Below are 15,634 nucleotides of genomic sequence, written 5' to 3'. Positions count from 1 at the left end.
CCGCGCAACGATAGCCGTCGATCATCGCCGCAGCATCGCCACCGCCTTGATTTCGACGATGTACCCCGGCCCGCCGCCGAGCATGTGGGCACCGACGGCCGTCCACGCCGGCCGCGGATGCGCATGAAAATAGCGGTCGCGCACCTGCATGAACAACGGCAGGTCGCGCATGTCGGTGTGAAAGGTCGTGAGGTCGACCACGTCGTCAAGCGTCGCACCGCCCGCCTCGAGCACGCGCTTGAGGTTCTCGAACGCCTGCACGATCTGTGCTTCGCGATCCTCGACCAGTTGCATCGCCGCGTCGCGGCCGATCTGCCCGGATACGTAAAGCGTATCGCCAACCCTCAATCCCGGCGCATAGCCGATCTTCTCGTACACCGCTTCCATTCCCATCGGAACGACGGCTTTGCGTTCATGCATGATTGTCTCCGTGGCCGGTGGCGTCGCACCGGTCGTCTGGTTGTCGATGAAGGCGGTCGATGAATCAAGGCAACCGGTACGCCGCTCAACCCGTATCGCCACCCGCGACCGGCAACACCGTGCCGGTGATATAGCTCGCCTCGTCCGACGCGAGAAACAGGATCGGTGCGATCTGTTCGTCGAGGCTGCCGTAGCGCTTGAAGTACGTCGATTCGGTCACCTGCCGCACGGCCTCGGCCATCCACGCCTGTTCCTGCCCGGTATCGCCGGCCGCATTGCGCGGCACACGGCGCGGCGGCGCGCTGGTACCGCCCGGCGCGGTGGCGACGACGCGGATGTTGTGTTCCGCATACTCCATCGCGAGCGCCGACGTCAGCGCGTTCACGCCGCCCTTCGCGGCCGAGTACGGCACGCGGCGGATGCCGCGCGTCGCATTCGACGAGATGTTGACGATCGTGCCACCGCCGCGCGCAATCAGGTGCGGCAGCACGGCGTGACACGCATAGAGCGTCGGCATCAGCGAGCGGCGGATCTCCGCGTCGATCTGCGCCGGTTCGAACTCGGCGAACGGCCGCATCCGAATCGCGCCGCCGACGCCGTTGATCAGGATGTCGATGCCGCCGAACGTCTGCACCGCGCACGCGATCGCCGCATGCGCGCCTTCATAGGTTTCGAGATCGGCAACGAAGCCTGCCGTCTCGCCACCGGTCGCTTCGGCCGCGACGTCTGCGACGAAATCCGCGCGATCGACGAACAGCACCTTGCCGCCCTCGGCCGCCGCGCGCAGCGCGACACCGCGGCCGATGCCCTGCGCCGCGCCGGTGACGACGACGACCTTGCCGGAGAATCGTTGCATGGTCATGCCGCCTTTGCCGTGACGTTGGGGGTGAACTTCTCGTAGTGGAAGCTGTTCGGCTTCACGCCTGCGTCGTCGAAGTACTGACGCACCGCATCGACCATCGGCGGCGGGCCGCACAGATACACGTCGACGTCGCCGTCGTTCAGCGCGTCGGCCGGGATATGCTGCGTGACCCAGCCCTTGCGCGGATGGCTCGATGCGGCATCCGCGACGACCGTCGCGAAGCTGAAGTTCGGCAGCTTCGCCGCCAGCGCTTCGATCGCGTCGACCAGCACGAGATCGAGATCGCGCGTGACGCCGTAGACCAGGTGCACCTTCTGCCGCGAACCGCTGCGCGCGAGCACGTCGAGCATCGACAGGAACGGCGCGAGGCCCGTGCCGCCGGCGAGGAACAGCAGCGGCCGCTGCACGTCGCGCAGATAGAAGCTGCCGAGCGGACCGTGCAGTTCGAGCGTGTCGCCGGGCTGCGCGGATGCGAGCCACGTGCTCATCACGCCGCCGGGAATCTTCTTGATCAGGAAGCTGACCTTCGCGTCGCCCGGCGCGGACGAGAACGAATACGAGCGATGCTGGCCGCTCGCGGGCACGTCGATGTTCACGTACTGGCCCGGCAGGAACGCCGGCGCGCTCGCGCCGACGTCGAGTTCGAGCACGACGGCCGCATCGTTGTGCTGCTCGACCTTCGTGACCGTGGCGGCAAAGCTGCTCTGCCCCGTCTTGCACGCGACCGACGACGTCGGCACCGCGATCACGCAATCGCTATGCGGCACCATCTGGCACGTCAGCACGAGGCCGCCGTCCTTTTCGTCCTCGGTGAGCGCGTCGTCGATGTAATCGTCGCCGAGATCGTAGCGGCCGCTTTCCGCGCGGCACTTGCACGTGCCGCACACGCCGTCGGAGCAATCCATCGGCAGGTTGATCTTCGCGCGGAAGGCCGCGTCGAGCACCTTCTCGCCGGCCTTGCAGTCGATGAAGCGGGTCACCCCGTCCTCGAAATTCAATGCAATCTTGTAGCTGGACATCGCGTCACCTCCACTTCCTTTCATGGCAAACCAACGGCGTCAGACGTGATACACGTCGAGCACCTGCCGGATGTAGTCGTTCTTCAGCACGATCTTCTTGCGCGAAATCAGCAGCGCGTCGCCCGCACGGCGCAACGTGACGAACATCGTGCCGAAGAAGTGATCGGTCACGCGGTAACGGTGGTTCAGCGTGTGGAAGTTGTAGCGCACGTCGACCTCGTCGTCGCGTTCGGCCAGCACCTCGACGTTCGTCACGTTGTGGCTGGTGCGCGGCTCCGGCGTCGATGCGCCGCTGCGCTCGGTCTTGATCCGGAACACGCGATCCTCGAGGCCGCCGCGGTCCGGGTAATACATCAGCGAGATCTGGCGCTGCGGATCGTCGGTCGGCCGATCGTCGTCGTCCCACGCGGGCATCCAGTACTTGACGTCCTCCGTGTAGCAGGTCAGCCACGCGTCCCACTCGCGATCGTCGAGCAGGCGCGCCTCGCGATACAGCGCCGCGCAAATCGTCCGGTAATCGAAGCTCATGCCGCCACCTCCCCGCGCTCCTTCTTCAGCGCATCGCGCATCACGTGCACCCAGTGTTCGTGCTGACACACGAACAGCCCTTCGTCCTCGCTGCGCTCGCCTGAAATGCGCGGGTTCAACCCCATCTTTCTCGCGTTCTCGTCCGGCCCGTCGATCCACAGCGGCGCGCCGCGCGACAAGTCGTTCCACATCGCCGTGATGCCCGCATAGCCGGCCTGGCACGCACGAAACTCCTCGAGATCGTCGGCCGTGCCCATGCCGGTCACGTTGAAGAAATCCTCGTACTGGCGGATGCGCGTCGTGCGATCGCCTTCGCTCTCGCCCTTCGGCGCGAAGCAGAAGATCGTGACCTCGGTTTTGTCGACGCCGAGCGGCCGCACCACGCGGATCTGCGTGCTGAACTGGTCCATCAGGAACACGTTCGGGTACACGCACAGGTTGCGCGTCTGGTTCACGATGAAATCGGCCTGCACGTCGCCGACGCGCGCACGGATCTCGTCGCGGTGCTGGTACACGGGCCGCACTTCCGGGTTCATCGTCTTGGTCCACAGCAGGATGTGGCCGTGGTCGAAGCCGTACACGCCCGCGACCGACTTGCTCCAGCTGTTCGCATCGACCGCCTTGGTGCCGTCCTCCTTGCGGCGGCTCATCGTCGCCGCATAGTTCCAGTGCACGGTGCTGACGTGGTAGCCGTCGCAGCCGTTTTCCATCTGCATCTTCCAGTTTCCCTCGTAGATGTAGGACGAGTTGCCGCGCAGTACTTCGAGCCCGTTCGGCGCCTGGTCGACGATCTGGTCGATGATCACGCGCGCTTCGCCGAGGTAGTCCTCGAGTGGCAGCACGTCGGCGTTGAGGCTACCGAACAGGAAGCCGCGATAGTTCGCGAAGCGCGCGACCTTCTTCAGGTCGTGCGAGCCGTGCGTGTTGAACTGCACCGGGTACTCGGTCGTCTTCTCGTCCTTCACCTTCAGCAGCTTGCCGGTGTTCGAGAAGGTCCAGCCGTGGAACGGGCACGTGAAGCTGCCCTTGTTGCCGTGCTTGCGGCGGCACAGCATCGCCCCCTTGTGCGCACATGCATTGATGACCGCATGCAGCTCGCCGGTCTTGTCGCGCGTGATGACGATCGGCTGGCGGCCGATCCACGTCGTGTAGTAATCGTTGTTGTCGGGAATCTGGCTTTCGTGCGCGAGGTACACCCAGTTGCCCTCGAAGATGTGCTTCATCTCGAGTTCGTACAGCTCCGCGTTCGTGAAGATGTCGCGGCGGCAGCGGAAGATGCCGGCCTCCTTGTCATCCTGCACGGCGGTGTCGAGCAGGTGATCCAGTTCGTTCGCGGGGTCGATCGTGACGGACATGATGGCTCCTCCCATGCGCGTGCCGCGTCCTGCAAGCACGCTCGCATCGGTATCGGTTGAATCTCGGGAAACCGGCCGGCAGCGGCGGCGCACGTGCGCCGCCGTGCCGCCGGCGGTCATGCGGCGGCGGACGCGCGCAGGCGGTCGACGATCTGGTTGTCCTTGCCCTGCACGCGCGGCGTCAGCACGAAGTCGAACGCGATGTCCTGGTACGCGTCCGCTTTCATGCCGAGCGCCGTGCCGCCGGTCTTTTCGGTCACGGGCGGAATCAGCTCCTCGCGCGTCGCATACGCGAAGTCGTCCCAGATCAGCGGATCGCCGTCGATGTTGAACTGCGTCGTCAGCTTGCGGTGGTCGGGGCTGTCGACGAAGAAGTGCACGTGCGCGGGGCGGTTGCCGTGGCGGCCGAGACGGTTCAGCAGTTGCTGCGTCGCGCCCTGCGGCGGGCAGCCATAGCCGACCGGCATCAGCGTGCGGAATTCGTATTGGCCGTCGGCGCCCGTCTTCACCGCGCCGCGCAGGTTGAAGTCGCTCTGCTTGCCGGTCGGATCGAAGTGCGAATAGAAGCCGTGCGAATTCGCATGCCAGCATTCGACCAGCGCGCCGGCCACCGGCTTGCCGTCGAGATCCTTCACCGTGCCGTGGATCACGAGCGGGCCCGCGCCGTCGTCCGCGTCGAGATCGATCTTTGCGACGCCGTCGCGCACCGGAGCGCCCGCCACGTACAGCGGCCCCTCGATCGTGCGCGGCGTGCCGCCGTCGAGGCCGATCGCCTTGTCCTCGGCATCCATCCGGATGTCGAGATACTTCTCGAGACCGAGGCCGGCCGCGAGCAGCGCCGCTTCGCCATCCTGACCAAGTTTGTTCAGGTAGTTCACGCCGGCCCACACTTCATCGGGCGTGATGTCGAGATCGTCGATCGCCTTGAACAGATCGCCGAGCAGGCGCCGCACGATCTGCTGCGTGCGTGCGTCGCCTTTTTTGCCATTTCCGTCGCTCCCGCCCGCGTTCGATGCGGCCTTCAGCAGGTCCTGCACTTCCTTGGTTTCGAATACCTTGACGCTCATGATGGTGTCTCCACGTGTATTAGGGGAATAGTGACCCGGCGTGCTCGCTGTCCGAGAAGCGGCGACTCCGTGGTTCAAACGTCGTCGTCGCGGATCGACGACGGATGGCGACACAACGGCGTCACCGAAATCTTCATGTACGGGAACAGCGGCAGGCCGGTCAGGATCTCGTGCAGCTCGGCGTTGCCGGAGACGTCGAACACGCTGTAGTTCGCGTATTCGCCGGCGATGCGCCAGATGTGGCGCCACTTGCCGCTGCGCTGCAACGCCTGCGAGTACGCCTTCTCGCGGGTCTTGATTTCGTCGGCCACGCCGGCCGGCATGTCGGCCGGGAGGTTGACGTCCATGCGTACGTGGAAAAGCATCGTGATGTCCTGATACGTCATCGCGTTAGCGCGGGTTAGCGGGAGACTTTCGTCAGCCCGTCGCGGGTGAAGCGCGCGACCTTCGCTTCGTCGAGTTCGATGCCGAGGCCCGGGCCGGTCGGCACGGTCAGTTCGAAATCGCTGTAGTCGAGCGGGGTCGTGAGAATTTCTTCGGTGATCAGTAGCGGCCCGAACAATTCCGTTCCCCACTGCAGGTTCGCGAAGCTCGCGAACAGATGTGCGGACGCGACCGTGCTGACCGCGCCTTCGAGCATCGTGCCGCCGTACAGCTCGATGCCGGCCGCATCCGCGATCGCCGCGACGCGTTGCGCGGCGAAGAGGCCGCCGCTCTGCTCGATCTTGATCGCGAACACGTCCGCGCCGTGCTGCTTCGCGATCTCGAACGCGCTGTCCGGCCCCTGCAGGATTTCATCGGCCATCAGCGCAACCGGGAAGCGGCGCATCAGCCGCGCGAGCGCCGCGGCCGATGCCACCGGCTGCTCGACCAGCTCGCAGCCGGCATCGGCGAGCGCCGGAATCGCGCGCGCGGCCTGCGTTTCGCTCCATGCCATGTTCACGTCGACCCGCACCGATGCGCGCTCGCCCACTGCCCGCTTGATCTCGGCCACGTGCTGGAGGTCCGCGTCGAGCGCCTTCGCGCCGATCTTCAGCTTGAACACGTTGTGACGGCGCTCATCGAGCATCCGTTCCGCTTCGGCTATATCGGTGGCCGTGTTTCCCGATGCGAGCGTCCAGGCAACCGGCAGGCGATCGCGGCGGCGGCCGCCGAGCAGTTCGCTGATCGGCACGCCGAGCCGCTTGCCGTGCGCGTCGAGCAACGCGGTTTCGAGCGCGCTCTTCGCGAAGTGATTGACCTTCGCGAGCTTGCCGAGGAAGGCCATCAGCGTCTGGACGCGGGTCGCGTCGCGACCGATGAGCGCCGGCGCGAGGTAGGCGTCGATCGCGAGCTTCATCGCTTCGGGGCTTTCCGGGCCGTAGGCCATCCCGGCGATCGTCGTGCCTTCGCCGACGCCGGTCACGCCGTCGCTGCACAGCACTTTCACCAGCATCAGCGTCTGGCCTTGCATCGTGGCGACCGACAGCTTGTGCGGACGGATCGTCGGCAGGTCGATGAGGCGGGTTTCAATACGTTCGACGGTGACTTGGGACATGGGGCACGCTGCGTGGGGAGTTCATGGGACGGATTTATACGCGGCCGGGATTTGGAGCGTCCAATACTTTTGGACGGGCTTTTTGATACCTGACGGGTATTGAAATGCAGGCCGGGATGCGAATATTGCGCTGCGCCATACCTTTTTTGGCTAGCTGTACGGGCCGAAAGGCTTGCTGGAGCGGGGTCGTGCGAGTTCGGGGCATCGCTTTGGCGGGAGTGCAATGCAGTTGCTTTCGGCAGCAGGAAAACCAGCCGAAACCGGCGGCCGGCGTGAGCCGATCAGGGTTTTCCTGAGGGAAAAACGGTGCGGCTGGCCGTCGGGACTTCGGCTTCGGCGTCGGTTTGTGCAAACGTCCAGAAGGAAGTCGGTATGCGGATATCGACGTTCGCCCCGGTCCATCAGAAGCTGACGGCAGCGATCGACTGCGGATTCAACCCGCCGGCCAAGCATGCGCTCGCGGCCTGGTTTTGGTGGGACGGCGGTGTTGCTATGGTGGACTGACTCGAGCGAAACTTCGGGCGAAATGGCCGGAAGGATCAGCGTGGCCGCTGCGAATCCTATTGCGCCGACACCACCGAATACCCGGACGAGCAACTGGCTCCACCGAGCCCTATTCGTCAGGATCAGCGGCTCTCGCGCAAGGGTCGATGCCCCGCATTGCGCCGGTCAGGCGCGATCAAGCACGCTCTTCAGCAAATCGGCGCCTTCCTTTCCTTTGGCCGCATCGGTCCAGAGACGGTCGATCATCTTGCGGTACATGGTCACCGCGTCAGGCGCCGTCGTGATGGTCGCGATACCGGTGCGGATATTTGGCAACTCGCCGAGACGGAACGGCGAGGTCGCGACATACGTCTCCTCTTGGTCCGCGAAGATCTGGAAGGTTTCGCTCGGCATGTTGTCGCTGACAATGCCGATATGAATGCCGTCGACATCGCGATCGAGCATCTCGACGATGCGCATGACTTCACGGCGCGCGGCCAGTTTCCGTTCGAGCTGCACGCCCGGAGGCAGACCGAGGCGGCCCACCATCCCGTGATGCAGGAACTGTTCGATCTGACGCAAGCCGATCAGACTCGTCACATGGGGACGTGCCTGGCTGAATGCTGCCTTGCGTTCGGCGAGGATGGCTGTGACGCGGGCCAGCAACTGTTGCCACGACACGTCGTTCAGCGATGCCGGAATGCTTTCATGGAGCATCTGCGTGAGCCAGCCGTCGTATTCGTCGGAAGTCAGCAGAAACGAGAAAGGGTCGAAATGGGCGACGATGCGCGCCGAGCGGCTTTCCAGTTGACGCATCCGCTCGAAGTAGCTGACCGCCGAGTCGTGATATTCCACTTCCACGCCCAGCAGATTGGCAAGCGATACGCCGAACAGCGCCGCGAGGCGCTCGAGTGTGTCGACCTTGACGATCTCGCCGCGTTCGAGCTTGTACACGGCGGCGCGCGAGATGTTCAGCCGATCGGCGACATCTTCGCTGCGCAGCTCGGCCGCCATCCGGTAAGCACGTAGACGTTCGCCGATGCTTTGATAATCGAAGCGTGCCCCGTGCGGGCGTTTTTTCCGTGTGCTGGAGGATGTCACTCTGAAGGCCTCTGACGTTTGCGCAAGGAAATGCGGGGCGGCCACGCGGCCCCGGCGTCCCGGCTATAGACAATGAATTATTTTGTCTATTTTTTTGGATCGTGTATTTTAGCTCGAAAGGCATCGCGTGAGGAAGCGCGACGCAGATTTCACGGCATCACCGCATGCAGTGCGTCCTTGGCAATGGGGTCACGCACGGCCGATCTGTCTAAATAAATAGACAGATCGGCCGTGCGGGGCTGCACCTCGATGCCGTCGGACACGTCGGCCGCGCAGACGACGAAATGCCGTCGGCTGCGCGACCGCTCCAGCGACACGGGTTATGACACCAGCCATCAACGGCCGGAAAAGGACAAAGTGATGAATTTCAAACGCAAGCATTGGGCGGCGCTGACCGCTGCCGGCCTCACCGTCAATATGCCGGTGTCCCATGCGCAATCGAACGTGACGCTGTACGGTATGGCGGACGTGTTCCTGGGCTCCGTGAAAAACCCCGGTGGCCGGGCAGCCGTGGTCAATCAGGGCGGCGGGATGTCGACCTCGTTCTGGGGCCTGAGCGGCAAGGAGGATCTGGGCGGCGGCAATTCGGCGTTCTTCGTGCTGGAGAGCTATTTTCAGCCGCAAAACGGCGCTTACGGCCGCTATACGGGCGACAGTTTCTTTTCCCGTAACGCATTCGTCGGCTTGTCGACGAAGTTCGGCCAGTTGCGCGCCGGCCGCATTACAACGCCGCTGTATCTCGCGACGATCCAGTTCAACCCGTTGTTCAACTCATACACGTTCTCGCCGATGATTTTCCAGACTTTCAAAGGTCTGGGCACCGAAGGCGTGGTCGGCGACTCCGCATGGAACAACGCGGTGAGCTACACGAGCCCGACGTTGGGCGGCTTCAATGCGGGCGTGCTCTACGCGCTCGGCAATACGGCGGGCGAGAACGGCGCGAAGAAATGGAGCGTCAACGCCAACTTCGTGCGTGGCGCGTTCGCCGCCGCGGCGGTTTACCAGTACGTGAATTTCAGCGCGACACCCGGCGATCTAGGCAAGACGCTCACCGGCGTGCCGGGACTCTACAGCCAGAGCACGGCTCAACTGAACGTTTCGTACGACTTCGGGTTCGTCAAGCTTTACGCGCAATACATGAACGTCGAAGACCGTTCACGGACCGGCAATTTCCACGGCAATACCGGGCAGGCCGGCGTGAGCGTGCCGATCGGCGTCGGTGCGTTACTGGCCAGCTACGCCTACACCCGATCGAGCGGCGGCGCCACGGACGGCCAGCATCGCAGCACCGGCGCACTCGGTTACGACTATCCGCTTTCGAAGCGCACCGACCTGTACACCGCGATCAAGCTCGATCATTTCGACACCGAGTCGACCGGCGTGACTTATGGCGCCGGCATGCGCACCCGTTTCTGATGCCATCGCACATTCGTCGCTCAATCAATGCTTGCATTCTCTGATTTGCACTAGTAGTCTAAATATTTAGACAAGGAGAAATAAAATGAATCTTTCGATCGCCAATGCATGGCTCGCTCAGGACATGGTCGGTTTTTCGGACATCCACCGCTTTGCGGAACGTTGCAGGGACGCTTCGTCGTCCGGCGGACATGAAGCGGCTGCACTGGTCCTGCTCGCGCAGGCCGCGGCGACGTTCGCCGAGCGTCAGGAGGGTATCGCCGTCGATCAGGCGACGGTGCGGACGTTTCTGGTGAATTTACGCGCCGATGTGCAGCGTTTGAGCGACGCGAGCGGAGAATCCGACGCGGCGCTCCTGGCCGCGCTGAACCACTTCGCCGCGGGCATTTCGCAAGTCCTCGTCGTGTGACGGTGTGGAGCCCACCGAATGGCGCAGCCACTGCAAGCGTCCCGTCGGCGGTGGCCGATCAAGCTGCGCCCGTCCCCGCCGTCGATAAAAAACGACAATGAACGGCACGCAGAAACCGAATCGCCTGTCGCGTCGTAGAAAGCCAACCACTCACGCATACGGATAATCATGGAAGCAAATCTTCAATCGTCGGCGGCCATCCAGGCGCCGCAGTCGCCGGAACGGGTGTCGCGTTACGCGTGGAAAGTGCTGGCCGGCTCGGCAATCGGCTACGCGATGGACGGCTTCGACCTGCTGATTCTCGGCTTCATGCTGCCGGCCATTTCGGCGGGGCTTCATCTCAGCGGCCAGCAGGCCGGCGCATTGGTGACGTGGACGCTGATCGGCGCGGTGGCGGGCGGTGTGATCTTCGGTGCGTTGAGCGACCGCTTCGGCCGCATTCGCGTGCTGACCTGGACGATTCTGCTGTTCGCGATCTTCACGGGCTTATGCGCGTTCGCGCAAGGTTTCTGGGATCTGCTCGCGTACCGCACGATTGCGGGCATTGGGCTGGGCGGCGAGTTCGGCATCGGCATGGCGCTCGCCGCCGAAGCATGGCCCGCGAGCAAACGGGCGCGGGTGTCGTCCTACGTGGCGATGGGCTGGCAAAGCGGCGTGCTGCTCGCGGCGCTGCTGACGCCGCTTCTGCTTCAGCACATCGGCTGGCGCGGCATATTCGCGGTCGGCGTGCTGCCGGCGCTGGTAGCCTGGATCTTGCGCAACAAGCTGCATGAACCCGAAGTGTTCGTGAAGGGCAGCAAGCCGGCGCGCACGACCCAGCGTTTTCGTCTGCTGGTGGCCGACAGCCGCACCGCGCGCACGAGTCTCGGCATCATCATCCTGTGTTCGGTGCAGAACTTCGGCTACTACGGAATCATGATCTGGATGCCTACATTCCTGTCGAAGCAGATGGGCTTCTCGCTGACGAAGTCGGGGCTGTGGACGGCGGTGACGGTGATCGGAATGATGAGCGGCGTGTGGCTGTTCGGGCAATTGGCCGACCGGATCGGCCGCAAGCGGACCTTCCTGTTGTATCAGTTCGGTGCCGTGGTCATGGTGATCGCGTATTCGCGCCTGACCGATGCGGTCACGATGTTGTGGGCCGGCGCGCTGATGGGCATGTTCGTCAACGGCATGGTGGGAGGCTACGGCACGCTGATGTCCGAAGCCTATCCGACCCGTGTGCGCGCCACCGCGCAAAACGTCCTGTGGAACGTGGGCCGCGCGATCGGTGGACTCGGGCCGTTGGTGGTCGGCGCGCTTGCGGCGCAGTACTCGTTTCAGATCGCGATTGCGCTGCTTGCCGCGCTATACGTGCTCGACATGGTGGCCACGCTCGTGCTGATTCCCGAATTGAAAGGCGTGCCGCTCGAGTAAATCGTCCGGCGCAGTAGAAATGGGTGACCGTTTTCGCGGCCGTAATGCCAACAACCAACGGGAGGACGTCATGCGTGACGATCCGTGTTCCTGCGGCGCTTCATGGGCCGCGAGCGTGAGCTCGCACGATTGTGAAATCGTCGAGCATCGCGCAGTCAACAGCCGCTACCGCTATCTGCGTGTACGGGCGCAAGCACCGCTCGCCCACACGACGCAAGCAGGCCAGTTCTATCAGTTGACGTGTCCGGTGACAGCGCAGCATCAGCCGTTCCTGTTGCGGCCCATGAGCGTCTACGGCATGGGACCCGGCGCGGGAGAAATCGAATTTCTCTACAACGTAACGGGCGTCGGCACGCGCGCGCTTGCGCAGTCCGTGAACGGCGCGCGCATCTCGATCGTCGGCCCGCTTGGACAGCCGTTCCATCTTCCGCCCGCGGCGCGTCGGCTGTTGCTGGTGGCGCGTGGCGTGGGTCTCGCGACAATGGCGCCACTGGTGCGACGCGCGGCACACGCCGGCATCGCCCTGACCATTGTGATGTCGGCGCGCAAACCGGGCGACTTGATGCGCGAGGCGTTTCTACGCGGTGCAGACGCCGAGGTCCATTGCGTATTCGACAGCGACGGCTCGTCGGACCCGCAACGAATGGAGCCGCTGCTGCGTGCGTTGCTTGCGCGTGAACGGCTGGATGCGGTCTACACCTGCGGCTCGCAGCGTGTGCTGGCGTTGCTGCAGCGCCTGCTTGTCGAGCATCCGCGAATTCACGGCGAAGTGGCCCTGGAGCAGCGCATGGCGTGCGGCATGGGCGTGTGCCTGTCTTGCGTGCGGATGTTCGATGACGGCGAAACGCGCAGCTTTCAGCGCGTCTGTCGCGAAGGTCCGGTATTTGCCATTCGCGACGTCGTGGCGGAGGTGGATTTTGCCTGATCTCTCAGTCAATCTCGGCGCGCTGCGTCTGCGCAATCCGGTGATGCCCGCATCGGGCTGCTTCGCGATCGAGTACGGCGAGGCGCTCGATCTCGAGCAACTCGGCGCGCTGGTCGTCAAAAGCGTGTCGCCGGTGAGCCGTCCCGGCAACCCGACGCCGCGTGTGGCGGAAACCGTTCACGGCATGCTCAACTCGATCGGTATCCCGAGCCGCGGAATCGACCACTACCGCGATCACGTGCTGCCCGCATATACCCGCTACGGCACGCCCGTGGTGGTGTCGGTGTCGGCGGATACGGCCGACAGTTTCGCACAAGCCTGTGAAGCACTCTCGCTGCCCGAGGTGGCCGCGATCGAGGCCAACATCTCGTGCCCCAATCTCGAGGCGGACGGCATGGCCTTCGGCATGGACGCGCAGACCACGTGGCAGGTCGTCGACGCGGTCAGGCGGCGCACACGCCATCCGCTGTGGGTCAAGCTCACGCCGAACGCGGGCAACATCGCGCGGATCGCGCGCGCGGCCGAAGAGGCCGGCGCCGACGCAGTCGTCATGGGCAATACCGTGCTGGGCATGTCGATCGACGTGCGCACGCGCAAGCCCTCGCTCGGCAACGTGATGGGCGGACTGTCGGGACCGTCGATCAAGCCAGTCGCGCTGCGGCTGGTGCACCAGTGCTATCGCGCGATTTCGATTCCCGTGATCGGCTGCGGCGGCATCCAGAATGCCGACGATGCCGTCGAGTTCATGCTCGCGGGCGCGAGCGCGGTGCAGGTCGGTACGGCGTCGTTCCGCGATCCTGGTGTGATGCAGACAATCATCGACGGACTCGCGGCGTATTGCGTCGAGCAGCGTGTCGACGCCATCGCGGAGTTGACCGGCCGCGTCGAACTCGACGCGCAGTTGAACGAACGCTGGGCGCGATTCTGCGCGACGGCCCATGCACGGGCTCCTGCAAGCGGAGCCGAGCCGAAGCTCAAAAGCGAGCACGACCATCATCACGGCCGCAATGTGGTCGGCATGCCATGAATGCAAATACTGAAGTCCTGAACAGCCTGCGCGAACCGGCGTATTCGCCGGAAGTGACGCCTGCGCCGCCGGCTCCGCCGATCCCGCTTGAAGAACTGACGCCGCTCGCGATGCAGTGGTTCGACGAAACCCGTGCGTTGTCGTTCGACGGTGTCGGCATCACGCGTGAGAGCTATGGCGAAAGCGAATCGGCCGCCGCCCGCCTGCTCACGCAGTACGCCGAGCAGGAGGGCTTGCATGTCACCGCCGATCACGCGGCCAATCTGATCTTCAGCCTGCCCGACAGCGACGACCGTACACCCGCCATCTGGGTCGGCTCGCATCTCGACTCCGTGCCGCACGGCGGCAATTACGACGGCCTGGCCGGCATCGTCGCCGGTCTGCTCTGCCTGGTCGATCAGCGGCGCAATGGACGTCCTTCGCGGCATCAGTTGAAAGTGATTGCCTTGCGCGGTGAAGAGAGCGCCTGGTTCGGCAAGGCGTATATCGGATCCAGCGCCCTATTCGGCAAACTGCAGCCCGACGATCTGCTGATGAAGCATCGCAGCACCGGGCGCACGCTGGCCGAATGCATGGCGTCGGCGGGCGTCGACGTGGACGCCGTGAGAGCCCGGAAGCCTTGCTTCGACCTGCGTGGCGCACATGCGTATCTGGAGTTGCATATCGAGCAGGGTCCGGTCATGGTGGCGCGCGATCTGCCGGTAGCGGTGGTGTCGGGCATTCGCGGCAATATCCGCCACAACTCGATTAGCTGCATCGGCGAAGCGGGTCATTCCGGCGCCGTGCCGCGTGGTTTGCGACATGATGCGATTTTCGCGGTGGCCGAGCTGATCACGCGGCTCGACGATCACTGGCGCTCGCTGCTGGAGCGCGATATCGACCTGGTGGTGACAACCGGCATGGTGTCGACCGATCAGGAGGAGCATTCGATCTCGCGGATTCCCGGCCAGGTGCATTTCAGTTTCGAGGCGCGCAGCGAAAGCACCGACACGCTCAACGTCTTCCACGAGCTGCTGATGGCCGAGTGCAACTCGATTGCGCGCGAACGCGGCGTGAGATTCGAATTCGACCGCCGCTTGACGAGCGCGCCCGCGCGCATGGACCCACGCCTGCGCGAGGCGCTGACGCAAGCGTGCAACCGCCTCGCTATTCCCGTCGCGACCCTGGCGAGCGGCGCGGGCCACGACGCCGCGCTGTTCGCGAACGCCGGCGTGCCGAGCGGCATGCTGTTCGTGCGCAATGCGCACGGCTCGCACAACCCTCACGAAGCGATGGACATCGCCGACTTCATGAAGGGCGTGGGCGTGCTCGCGGAAACGATCCGGTGTCTTTGAATGCGCGCTATTGCGCCGGCGCGGTATGACAGCGGATAAACGCGAACACTTCGTCCAGCTCGGAGACGATACGCGTGCCGTCCGGCACGCCTTCAAACGCGCTTGCGGGACCGATGCACATCAACGGCTTGGCGAAGCGCGTGGCGAGGCGTATCTCGTCGAGCGTGCCCTTGCTGCCCGGCAATGCGATCACCACGTCGCTCGTCAGCACGTTCACGTAATTGCGACTGAGCGCGGAATCCGGCGCGCCGGCTTCCTTGCGCGGCAGCGGCGTGAGAATCGGCAGATCGACAAACGGGTTCGGATAGCCGGCGATCGGAATGAAGCCGAATAGCGGATGCGTCTCGCTCGGCACGATGCCGATCGAGCGCCCTGCGCGCTCGCGCACGGTGGCGAATGCCCGCGCAGTGGACAGCATCACGCCCCGTCCCGCGCCGGTCAGCAGGTCGAAGCCATGACAGGCGATCCATGTGCCGAGCGGTTCCGCCAGTTCCGGCCATTCGCTGCTGCCAGAGCCCATCACGCCAATAATTGCCATCTTCCCCCTCCTGTTTCGCAGACAAACCCAGAAGTCGTCAGCATGCCCGCTCGTCTTTTTAATTATACACAGAGATGTCGCCATGACCGCCCTGACCACTAAATCCGCGCGAAAATCGCGAATTTTTGCGCTTGCATTTCTTCTTGAGTTTGTTTAGTCTAAAAAAATAGATTTCAAATCGACTGAAGGCGATGGCC

At 64.1% G+C, this 15,634-nt stretch carries 18 protein-coding genes; 7 read left to right on the top strand and 11 right to left on the bottom strand.

The window, feature by feature from the left end; translation table 11 throughout:
- Positions 1–21: 21 nt before the first annotated feature.
- The 8 genes from CFB49_RS32280 to CFB49_RS32245 all read right to left on the bottom strand — a co-directional run bounded on the left by CFB49_RS32280 (position 22) and on the right by CFB49_RS32245 (position 6,788).
- Entirely contained in the window at positions 22–420 is a 399-nt protein-coding gene (locus tag CFB49_RS32280; protein ID WP_069616956.1) for a RidA family protein, read from the bottom strand.
- Positions 421–505: 85 nt separating this feature from the next.
- On the bottom strand, positions 506–1,282 hold the full coding sequence (gene benD, locus CFB49_RS32275; protein ID WP_089493401.1) for a benzoate diol dehydrogenase BenD: 777 nt from the start codon (positions 1,280–1,282) through the stop codon (positions 506–508).
- Positions 1,279–2,301: a benzoate 1,2-dioxygenase electron transfer component BenC gene (gene benC, locus CFB49_RS32270; protein ID WP_089493400.1), complete on the bottom strand. Its 1,023-nt coding sequence runs from the start codon at positions 2,299–2,301 to the stop codon at positions 1,279–1,281. Before benC ends, benD begins: the two co-directional genes overlap by 4 nt.
- A gap of 39 nt (positions 2,302–2,340) precedes the next feature.
- Positions 2,341–2,829, bottom strand: a complete 489-nt coding sequence (benB, locus tag CFB49_RS32265; protein ID WP_089493399.1) for a benzoate 1,2-dioxygenase small subunit — start codon at positions 2,827–2,829, stop codon at positions 2,341–2,343.
- The gene (locus CFB49_RS32260) at positions 2,826–4,184 is read right to left on the bottom strand and encodes a Rieske 2Fe-2S domain-containing protein (RefSeq protein WP_089493398.1); all 1,359 of its coding nucleotides are present in this window, start codon (positions 4,182–4,184) and stop codon (positions 2,826–2,828) included. Before CFB49_RS32260 ends, benB begins: the two co-directional genes overlap by 4 nt.
- 116 nt (positions 4,185–4,300) lie before the next feature.
- The gene (gene catA / locus CFB49_RS32255) at positions 4,301–5,251 is read right to left on the bottom strand and encodes a catechol 1,2-dioxygenase (RefSeq protein WP_089493397.1); all 951 of its coding nucleotides are present in this window, start codon (positions 5,249–5,251) and stop codon (positions 4,301–4,303) included.
- A gap of 74 nt (positions 5,252–5,325) precedes the next feature.
- Complete coding sequence (gene catC / locus CFB49_RS32250) at positions 5,326–5,616, bottom strand: muconolactone Delta-isomerase (RefSeq protein WP_069617017.1); 291 nt, start codon at positions 5,614–5,616, stop codon at positions 5,326–5,328.
- A 35-nt stretch (positions 5,617–5,651) separates the two neighbouring features.
- Positions 5,652–6,788: a muconate/chloromuconate family cycloisomerase gene (locus CFB49_RS32245; protein WP_069616962.1), complete on the bottom strand. Its 1,137-nt coding sequence runs from the start codon at positions 6,786–6,788 to the stop codon at positions 5,652–5,654.
- Between the two features lie 372 nt (positions 6,789–7,160).
- On the opposite strand from CFB49_RS32245, the gene CFB49_RS37005 reads away from it, so the two are divergent.
- A complete protein-coding gene (locus CFB49_RS37005; RefSeq protein WP_256979937.1) occupies positions 7,161–7,292 on the top strand; it encodes a hypothetical protein in 132 nt (43 codons plus the stop codon).
- Between the two features lie 165 nt (positions 7,293–7,457).
- Here CFB49_RS37005 and CFB49_RS32240 read toward each other — a convergent pair whose 3' ends face one another.
- The gene (locus CFB49_RS32240; RefSeq protein ID WP_069616963.1) at positions 7,458–8,372 is read right to left on the bottom strand and encodes a helix-turn-helix domain-containing protein; all 915 of its coding nucleotides are present in this window, start codon (positions 8,370–8,372) and stop codon (positions 7,458–7,460) included.
- A gap of 149 nt (positions 8,373–8,521) precedes the next feature.
- Positions 8,522–8,689 (bottom strand): hypothetical protein, encoded by a 168-nt coding sequence (locus tag CFB49_RS36555; RefSeq protein ID WP_179234991.1) that lies wholly within the window; start codon positions 8,687–8,689, stop codon positions 8,522–8,524.
- 43 nt (positions 8,690–8,732) lie between these two features.
- Here CFB49_RS36555 and CFB49_RS32235 point away from each other — a divergent pair, with 43 nt between their 5' ends.
- The 6 genes from CFB49_RS32235 to CFB49_RS32210 all read left to right on the top strand — a co-directional run bounded on the left by CFB49_RS32235 (position 8,733) and on the right by CFB49_RS32210 (position 14,899).
- Positions 8,733–9,788 (top strand): porin, encoded by a 1,056-nt coding sequence (locus tag CFB49_RS32235; protein WP_089493729.1) that lies wholly within the window; start codon positions 8,733–8,735, stop codon positions 9,786–9,788.
- An 85-nt stretch (positions 9,789–9,873) separates the two neighbouring features.
- Positions 9,874–10,197, top strand: a complete 324-nt coding sequence (locus CFB49_RS32230; protein ID WP_069616964.1) for a hypothetical protein — start codon at positions 9,874–9,876, stop codon at positions 10,195–10,197.
- Between the two features lie 168 nt (positions 10,198–10,365).
- The gene (locus tag CFB49_RS32225) at positions 10,366–11,613 is read left to right on the top strand and encodes an MFS transporter (protein WP_089493396.1); all 1,248 of its coding nucleotides are present in this window, start codon (positions 10,366–10,368) and stop codon (positions 11,611–11,613) included.
- Between the two features lie 70 nt (positions 11,614–11,683).
- A complete protein-coding gene (locus tag CFB49_RS32220; RefSeq protein ID WP_069617019.1) occupies positions 11,684–12,538 on the top strand; it encodes an iron-sulfur cluster-binding protein in 855 nt (284 codons plus the stop codon).
- Complete coding sequence (locus CFB49_RS32215) at positions 12,531–13,565, top strand: dihydroorotate dehydrogenase (RefSeq protein ID WP_089437761.1); 1,035 nt, start codon at positions 12,531–12,533, stop codon at positions 13,563–13,565. The genes CFB49_RS32220 and CFB49_RS32215 overlap by 8 nt, the downstream gene beginning before the upstream one ends.
- Positions 13,566–13,675: 110 nt before the next feature.
- On the top strand, positions 13,676–14,899 hold the full coding sequence (locus CFB49_RS32210; RefSeq protein ID WP_249190651.1) for a hydantoinase/carbamoylase family amidase: 1,224 nt from the start codon (positions 13,676–13,678) through the stop codon (positions 14,897–14,899).
- Between the two features lie 7 nt (positions 14,900–14,906).
- On the opposite strand, the gene CFB49_RS32205 is transcribed toward CFB49_RS32210, so the two are convergent.
- Positions 14,907–15,437: a DNA-binding protein gene (locus tag CFB49_RS32205; protein ID WP_069616967.1), complete on the bottom strand. Its 531-nt coding sequence runs from the start codon at positions 15,435–15,437 to the stop codon at positions 14,907–14,909.
- Between the last annotated feature and the right edge of the window lie 197 nt (positions 15,438–15,634).

The sequence above is a fragment of the Burkholderia sp. AU17457 genome (genome assembly GCF_002223255.1).
In the GTDB taxonomy this organism is placed as follows: domain Bacteria; phylum Pseudomonadota; class Gammaproteobacteria; order Burkholderiales; family Burkholderiaceae; genus Burkholderia; species Burkholderia sola.
The sequence above is the reverse complement of the archived record's forward strand: the minus strand, read 5'-3'. Positions and strand labels throughout refer to the sequence as shown.